The 7184-nt window shown below is 70.2% G+C and carries 5 protein-coding genes and 1 pseudogene; all 6 read left to right on the top strand.

The window, feature by feature from the left end; genetic code table 11:
* Nucleotides 1-735: pseudogene (locus tag A7B20_RS19010) on the top strand (cell envelope biogenesis protein TolA); the annotation flags it as partial.
* Nucleotides 736-854: 119 nt separating this feature from the next.
* Nucleotides 855-2183, top strand: a complete 1329-nt coding sequence (gene tolB / locus A7B20_RS19005; RefSeq protein WP_102110168.1) for a Tol-Pal system beta propeller repeat protein TolB — start codon at nt 855-857, stop codon at nt 2181-2183.
* Nucleotides 2184-2293: 110 nt separating this feature from the next.
* On the top strand, nt 2294-2839 hold the full coding sequence (pal, locus tag A7B20_RS19000; protein ID WP_102110167.1) for a peptidoglycan-associated lipoprotein Pal: 546 nt from the start codon (nt 2294-2296) through the stop codon (nt 2837-2839).
* Nucleotides 2840-2841: 2 nt separating this feature from the next.
* Nucleotides 2842-3675 carry a tol-pal system protein YbgF gene (ybgF, locus tag A7B20_RS18995; RefSeq protein ID WP_102110166.1) on the top strand — a complete coding sequence of 278 codons (834 nt, stop codon included), beginning with the start codon at nt 2842-2844 and terminating at the stop codon, nt 3673-3675.
* A complete protein-coding gene (gene tilS, locus A7B20_RS18990) occupies nt 3672-5012 on the top strand; it encodes a tRNA lysidine(34) synthetase TilS (protein ID WP_245867116.1) in 1341 nt (446 codons plus the stop codon). The genes ybgF and tilS overlap by 4 nt, the downstream gene beginning before the upstream one ends.
* A 75-nt stretch (nt 5013-5087) precedes the next feature.
* The gene (gene ftsH / locus A7B20_RS18985; RefSeq protein WP_102110165.1) at nt 5088-7007 is read left to right on the top strand and encodes an ATP-dependent zinc metalloprotease FtsH; all 1920 of its coding nucleotides are present in this window, start codon (nt 5088-5090) and stop codon (nt 7005-7007) included.
* Nucleotides 7008-7184: the final 177 nt, after the last annotated feature.

The following is a 7184-nucleotide window of genomic DNA, read 5'->3' as shown; positions in this document are numbered from 1 at the left end:
CTCTTCCCCTACCCGCCGCCCTTCCGATCTACGCCCGACCCGCCCGAGCAGGTGGTCGAGGAACAGACGCCCACGGCCCCGCCCGAGGCATCGACCGAGATCGTGACCGAGGCCGAGACGCCCACCGACGAACCCGCGCCGCCCCCCGCCGCCGCGCCGGCTGCTCCGACCGTGTCCTCCCGGCCCCGCAGCCGCCCCGAGCGGCTGGCGGCCGCCGCGCCCGCGAAGCCCGAGACCCCGGCGAAGCCCGCGGCGGAGAAGCCCGCCGACACGCCGGTCGCGAAGCCGACCCCGCCGAAGTCCTCGGAAGCCCGCTCGGACAACGTCGAGAAGGCGTTGCAGGAGGCCCTTGCCGGACCCGGCAGCGACAGTGCCCCCGAGGCCGCGCCGACCCAGGCCGAACCCTCCGGCCCGCCGCTGACCGCGGGCGAGAAGGACGCCTTCCGGGTGTCGGTGCAGCGGTGCTGGAACGTCGGCGCCCTGTCCTCCGAGGCCCTGCGCACCACGGTGATCGTCGCCGTGGCGATGCAGCGCGACGGCAAGCCCGACAACGCGACGATCCGCATGGTCTCGTCCTCGGGCGGCAGCGACGCGGCGGCCCGACAGGCCTTCGAGGCGGCGCGCCGGGCGATCATCCGCTGCGGCGCCTCCGGCTTCCCGCTGCCCGCCGACAAGTACGGCCAGTGGCAGAACGTCGAGATGACCTTCAACCCCGACGGGATGAGGCTGAGGTGATGCGGAAAAGCCACGCCTACCCCTTTCAGCGGGAGCCAAACCGCCCGGTTCCGCATTACACTGACGCGCCGTCCGGACGACAGACCACGGGACACCCCGGCCCCATGAGGAGTGCCACCATGACATCCATCCGAATTCTCGCCGCCGCCCTTGCCCTGCTGGGCGCGGTGCCCGCCGCGCCCACGCTGGCGCAGGACGGCCCGCTGCGCATCGACATCACCGAAGGCGTGATCGAGCCGCTGCCCTTCGCGGTGCCGGACTTCATCGCCGAGAACCCCGGGGGCGGCGAGTACGCCGCGCGCCTCTCGCGCGTGATCGCCGCCGATCTCGCGGGCACCGGCCTGTTCCGCGAGATCCCGGCCGATGCCTTCATCACCCAGGTCTCCGACTTCTCGCCGACGGCGGACTATGCCAGCTGGAAGGCGATCAACGCCCAGGCGCTGATCACCGGCGCCGTCTCGGCCACCGCCGACGGCCAGCTGACGGTGAAGTTCCGGGTCTTCGACGTCTTCGCCGAATCGCAGCTCGGCGAGGGGCTCCAGTTCAACGGCACCACCGCCTCGTGGCGGCGCATGGCCCACAAGGTCGCCGACGCTGTCTATTCCCGGATCACCGGCGAGGGCGGCTATTTCGACAGCCGCGTCGTCTACGTCTCGGAGACCGGGCCGAAGAACGACCGCAAGAAGCGCCTCGCCGTGATGGATTACGACGGCGCCAACGTGCAGTACCTGACCAACGACAGCGCCATCGTGCTGGCGCCCCGCTTCTCGCCCACGGGCGACCGGATCCTCTATACCAGCTACGAGACGGGCTTTCCGCAGATCTACCAGCTGGACGTCGGCTCGGTCAGCCGCGTGTCCCTGCCGGTGCCCGCGGATTCCATGACCTTCGCGCCCCGCTACGCGCCCGACGGCCAGACCGTCATCTTCTCGGCGTCCCAGGGCGGCAACACCGACCTCTACCGGCTGCGCCCCGGCGGGCAGCCCGAGCGGCTGACCAACTCGCCCAGCATCGAGACGGCGCCGAGCTATTCGCCCGACGGCAGCCAGATCGTCTTCGAGAGCGACCGCTCGGGCGCGCCGCAGCTCTACGTCATGCCGGCGAACGGCGGCGAGCCGCGGCGGATCTCCTTCGGCGAAGGGCGCTACGGCACCCCCGTCTGGTCCCCCCGCGGCGACCTGATCGCCTTCACCAAGCAGAACGCGGGCCGCTTCCACATCGGCGTGATGCGCACCGACGGGTCCGAGGAGCGGCTGCTGACCGCGTCCTTCCTGGACGAGGGTCCGACCTGGGCGCCGAACGGCCGGGTGCTGATGTTCATGCGCGAAAGCGCCGGGGCGGGGGGGGAATCCTCGCTCTATTCCGTCGACATCTCGGGGCGGAACCTGAAGAAGGTGCCGCTGGAGGGGAACGCCTCGGACCCGGCATGGTCGCCGCTTCTGAAATAGCGGGAATTTGCGCGGGACGTCGCCGAAACTCGGGTCCCGCGGCGTTTCCAAACGTGAAACCGGATGATAGGCTTGCCGCAACGGGCAGCCGCAAGCACAGGACAGACAGGATGATGAACACCGGCAAGGTATTGCTTCTGGGCACGGTACTGGCCCTTTCGGCCTGCGCCAACGCCGATCGCTTCGGCCGCGGCGGGGCGGACGGCCTTGGCGGCGATCCGAACGGCGGCTTCGGCGCCGGCGCCCCGCTTGGCAGCGACACGATCGGGCAGGGCACGCTGGGCTCGGACAGCCCCCAGTACTTCACCCAAACCGTGGGCGACCGGGTGCTCTTCGCCGTCGACCAGTCCACGCTGTCGGACACCGCCCGCGCCACCCTGACCGGGCAGGCGACCTGGCTCCAGCAGAACCCGTCCTACACCGCGATCATCGAGGGCCACGCCGACGAACAGGGCACGCGCGAGTACAACCTCGCCCTCGGCGCCCGCCGCGCCGCCTCGGCCCGCGACTTCCTCGTCAGCCAGGGCGTCAGCGCCGGGCGGCTGCGCACCGTCACCTACGGCAAGGAGCGCCCGATCGAGGTCTGCTCGTCCGAGGAATGCTATGCCAAGAACCGCCGCGCGGTCACCGTGATCGCGGCCGGGGCGACCAGCTGAGCATGCTGCGCGCCGCCCTCCTTTCGGCCGTGCTGATCCTGCCCGCCGCGCTTCCCGGCGCGGCTGCGGCCCAGGACGCCGACACCACGCTCGCCGACATCAAGCAGGAGCTCGCGGTCCTGCTGACCGAGATCGAGTCGCTGAAGCGCGAGCTGTCGACCACCGGCACGCCGCAGATGAACCTTCAGGGCACCTCGGCGCTCCAGCGGATCGACGCCATGGAGGCCGAGCTGCGCCGCCTGACCGGCGACACCGAGGAGATGACGAACCGCGTCAACCGCATCGTCACCGACGGCACCAACCGCATCGGCGACCTCCAGTTCCGCGTCTGCGAGCTGGAGGAGGGCTGCGACATCGGCGCCCTCGGAGAGACCAAGCCGCTTGGCGGGGAGGCGGGCACGGTGCCCGCCGCCGCGCCGCCGCCCCCCGCTGCGCCCAGCGGACCCGAACTTGCCGTCGGCGAACAGGCAGACTTCGATCGGGCGAAGGAGGCCCTCGACTCCGGTAGCTTTCGCAGTGCCGCGGACCTCTTCAAGACCTTTACCGAGACCTTCACGGCCGGTGCCCTGACCAGCCAGGCGCATTTCTACCGGGGCGAGGCGCTGTCGCAGCTCGGCGAGAACGCCGAGGCGGCGCGCGCCTACCTCGAGGCCTTCTCCGGTGCGCCGGAGGGGGAAAAGGCGCCCGAGGCGCTGCTGAAGCTCGGGCTGACGCTGAACACCCTCGGGCAGCAGTCCGACGCCTGCGCCATCCTCGGCGAGGTGCCCACGCGCTTCCCCGAAAGCCCCGCCAGCATCGAGGCGCAAACGGCGCGCAGTTCGCTCGTCTGCGGGTGAGCGCACCGCCGCCGCTGGCGCAGCGCTTCGCCGAGGCGATGGGCCAGTGCCTGGGCCCCGACTTTCCCGACCATATCGGGCTGGCGGTCTCGGGCGGCGGCGACAGCATGGCGATGCTGCACCTCGCCGCCGACTGGGCGCGGGTCTGGGGCCCGCGGCTTCACGTCGTCACCGTCGACCACGGGCTGCGCGCGGAGGCGGCCGACGAGGCGCGTCTGGTCGCCGCCGAGGCCGAAGCGCACGGGCTGCGCCACACGACGCTCCGCTGGCAGGGCTGGGACGGGCAGGGCAACCTCCAGGATGCCGCCCGCCGCGCGCGGCTGGCGCTGATCGGGGCCTGGCGGGGGCCCGTCTCCCACGTCCTCTTCGCCCACACGCGCGACGATCAGGCCGAGACGCTGCTGATGCGGCTCGCCCGCGGCTCGGGCGTCGAGGGGCTGTCGGGCATGGCCCCGGTGCAGCGTGTGTCGGGCGCCCTGACACACGCTTCCGGGGGCGGACCGGCGTCACGAGACTGGCACATCGTCCGCCCCCTGCTCGACGCAGGGCGGGACGAGCTGCGCCATTACCTCAAGGTCCTGCGCATCCCCCATGCCGACGACCCCAGCAACGACGATCCCGCCTATGACCGCGTCCGCCTGCGCGCGCTGCTGAAGGCGCTCGGTGCGGAAGGCCTCGACGCCGCACGCCTCTCCGACACTGCCCGTCGCCTGCGCCGTGCGCGCGAGGCGCTCGGGCGGCGGGCGCTCGACGCGGCGGAGGCCTGCCTGCTGCATCACCCGGACGGCGGTCCGGCGCAGGATCCCGGAGCGAGGGGTTCGGTCCTGCTCGACCGCGACTCCTTCGCCGGGGTCGAGGCCGACACGCGGCTGCGCGTCCTCGCCGCCGCGCTGCAATTCGTCGCATCGGCGGAATACCGGCCGCGCGAGGCGGCGCTGGAAGCGGCCATGGATCGCTGGCTTGCGGGGGGAACGGCCACGCTGCACGGCTGCACCCTGATGACCCGACGGGGCTGCCTGATCGTCGCCCGCGAACACGCGGCGGTCGCGGATCTGACCGAAGCCGCGGGCTCGGGTCGTGCATGGGACGCCCGATGGATCCTTCAGCCCCCTGATAACGCAGCCCTTTCCGTCCGCGCCCTTGGCCCCGAGGGCCTTGCGCAGGCGAAGGGCTGGCGGGAGGCCACTGCGATGCCCCGCGCCGCGCTCCTGTCCCAGCCCGCGCTCTGGGACGGCGAACGGCTGGTCGCCTGCCGCGCGGTCGGCCACGGTCCCGACCATCGTGTCGCGCTGGACCCGCCCGGCGGACTCTTTCCGGCGCGTCTGTTCTCTCATTGAACAAATATTCACGATCTCTATCTTAGCTGCAACGATCGCACCTGCGGTCGCTCGACCGTTAATGGGAGACCTTCCTTGGGTAACGCGCGAAACCTCGCCTTCTGGGCCGTCCTGATCCTGCTGATCGTGGCGCTCTTCAACCTGTTCTCGGGCGGACAGTCCTCGATGACCTCGCGCTCGATCAGCTATTCCGAGTTCGTGGCGGCCGTGGACGACGGGAACGTGAACTCCGTCACGCTGGACGGGGAAAAGGTGCTGTTCCGCGGCACCGACGGCACCGATTACGTGACGATCCGCCCCGACACCGGCGATGCGCTGGTCGAACGGCTGATCGACAAGAACGTGACCGTGAACGCCAAGCCGCAGGAACAGTCGGGCTTCACCACCGTCCTGATGACCTTCCTGCCGTTCCTGCTGCTGATCGGCGTCTGGATCTACTTCATGAACCGGATGCAGGGCGGCGGCAAAGGCGGCGCCATGGGCTTCGGCAAATCGCGCGCGAAGCTTTTGACCGAAAAACACGGCCGCGTCACCTTCGACGACGTGGCGGGCATCGACGAGGCCAAGGAAGAGCTTGAGGAGATCGTCGAGTTCCTGAGGAACCCGCAGAAGTTCTCGCGCCTCGGCGGCAAGATCCCGAAGGGCGCCCTGCTGGTCGGCCCTCCGGGCACCGGCAAGACGCTGCTGGCCCGCGCCATCGCGGGGGAGGCCGGCGTGCCCTTCTTCACCATCTCTGGCTCCGACTTCGTCGAGATGTTCGTCGGCGTCGGCGCGTCCCGCGTGCGCGACATGTTCGAGCAGGCGAAGAAGAACGCGCCCTGCATCGTCTTCATCGACGAGATCGACGCGGTCGGCCGCTCGCGCGGTGTCGGCTACGGCGGCGGCAACGACGAGCGCGAGCAGACGCTGAACCAGCTCTTGGTCGAGATGGACGGGTTCGAGGCGAACGAGGGCATCATCATCGTCGCCGCCACCAACCGCCCAGACGTCCTGGATCCCGCTCTGCTGCGCCCGGGCCGCTTCGACCGCCAGGTCCAGGTGCCGAACCCCGACATCAAGGGCCGCGAGAAGATCCTCGGCGTCCACGCCCGCAAGGTGCCCCTCGGCCCCGACGTCGACCTCAGGATCATCGCCCGCGGCTGCCCCGGCTTCTCCGGTGCCGACCTCGCCAACCTGGTGAACGAGGCCGCGCTGATGGCCGCCCGCGTCGGCCGCCGCTTCGTCATCATGGAGGATTTCGAGAACGCGAAGGACAAGGTGATGATGGGGGCCGAGCGGCGCTCGATGGTCATGTCCGAGGACGAGAAGAAGCTGACCGCCTACCACGAGGCCGGCCATGCGATCGTCGGCCTGAACGTCCCGCAGCACGACCCGATCCACAAGGCCACGATCATCCCCCGCGGCCGCGCCCTGGGGCTGGTGCTGTCCCTGCCCGAGCGGGATCAGCTCTCGGTCAGCTGGACGAAGTACACCTCGAAGATCGCCATGGCCATGGGCGGCCGGGTGGCGGAAGAGCTGGTGTTCGGCAAGGAGAACGTGACCTCCGGCGCCGCCTCCGACATCCAGCAGGTCAGCAAGATCGCCCGCGCGATGGTGACGCAGTTCGGTTTCGCCGAAGAGCTGGGCTATGTCGATTACGCCAACGAGCAGTCGTCCTACCTCGGCAATTACGGGGGCGGCACGAACCACTCGGCCGACACCCAGAAGATCATCGACGACAAGGTGAAAGAGATCATCGACACCGGCTACCAGACGGCCAAGCGGATCCTGACCGAGAAGCGCGACGATCTGGAGCGTCTGGCCCAGGGGCTTCTGGAATACGAAACGCTCACCGGCCCGGAGATCATGAAGGTGGTGAACGGCGAGCCACTGAACCGGGGCGACGACAACGACAACCGCCCCGACCAGGGCAACACGCCCTCCATCACCGCGATCCCGAAGACGAAGAAGCCCAAGGCGTCGGACGGCGGACTGGAGCCCGAACCGACCGCCTGAGACTCCGGAACTTTCGCACTACGTCTTGAAGCCGCCGACCCTCGGGTTCGGCGGCTTTTTCTTTGGACAGATACCGACACCCATGCGTCGCGACTGCCGCAACGCGAGTGCGCGCATGCGAGTGCAGGTAGGCCCGACGCCGAGTCGGGCGCGCGGCGGCCCGGTCCTCGCGGGGCG

This window comes from Oceaniglobus roseus (genome assembly GCF_002869745.1).
Lineage (GTDB): Bacteria > Pseudomonadota > Alphaproteobacteria > Rhodobacterales > Rhodobacteraceae > Oceaniglobus > Oceaniglobus roseus.
Note: the sequence above shows the minus strand (reverse complement) of the source record. Positions and strands in the feature narration are given on the sequence as shown.

Bases quoted from the DNA above. Each gene is read 5' to 3' on its own strand.
- ybgF (WP_102110166.1), top strand. From the start codon at position 2,842: ATGCTGCGCGCCGCCCTCCTTTCGGCCGTGCTGATCCTGCCCGCCGCG.
- tolB (WP_102110168.1), top strand. From the start codon at position 855: ATGACATCCATCCGAATTCTCGCCGCCGCCCTTGCCCTGCTGGGCGCG.
- pal (WP_102110167.1), top strand. From the start codon at position 2,294: ATGATGAACACCGGCAAGGTATTGCTTCTGGGCACGGTACTGGCCCTT.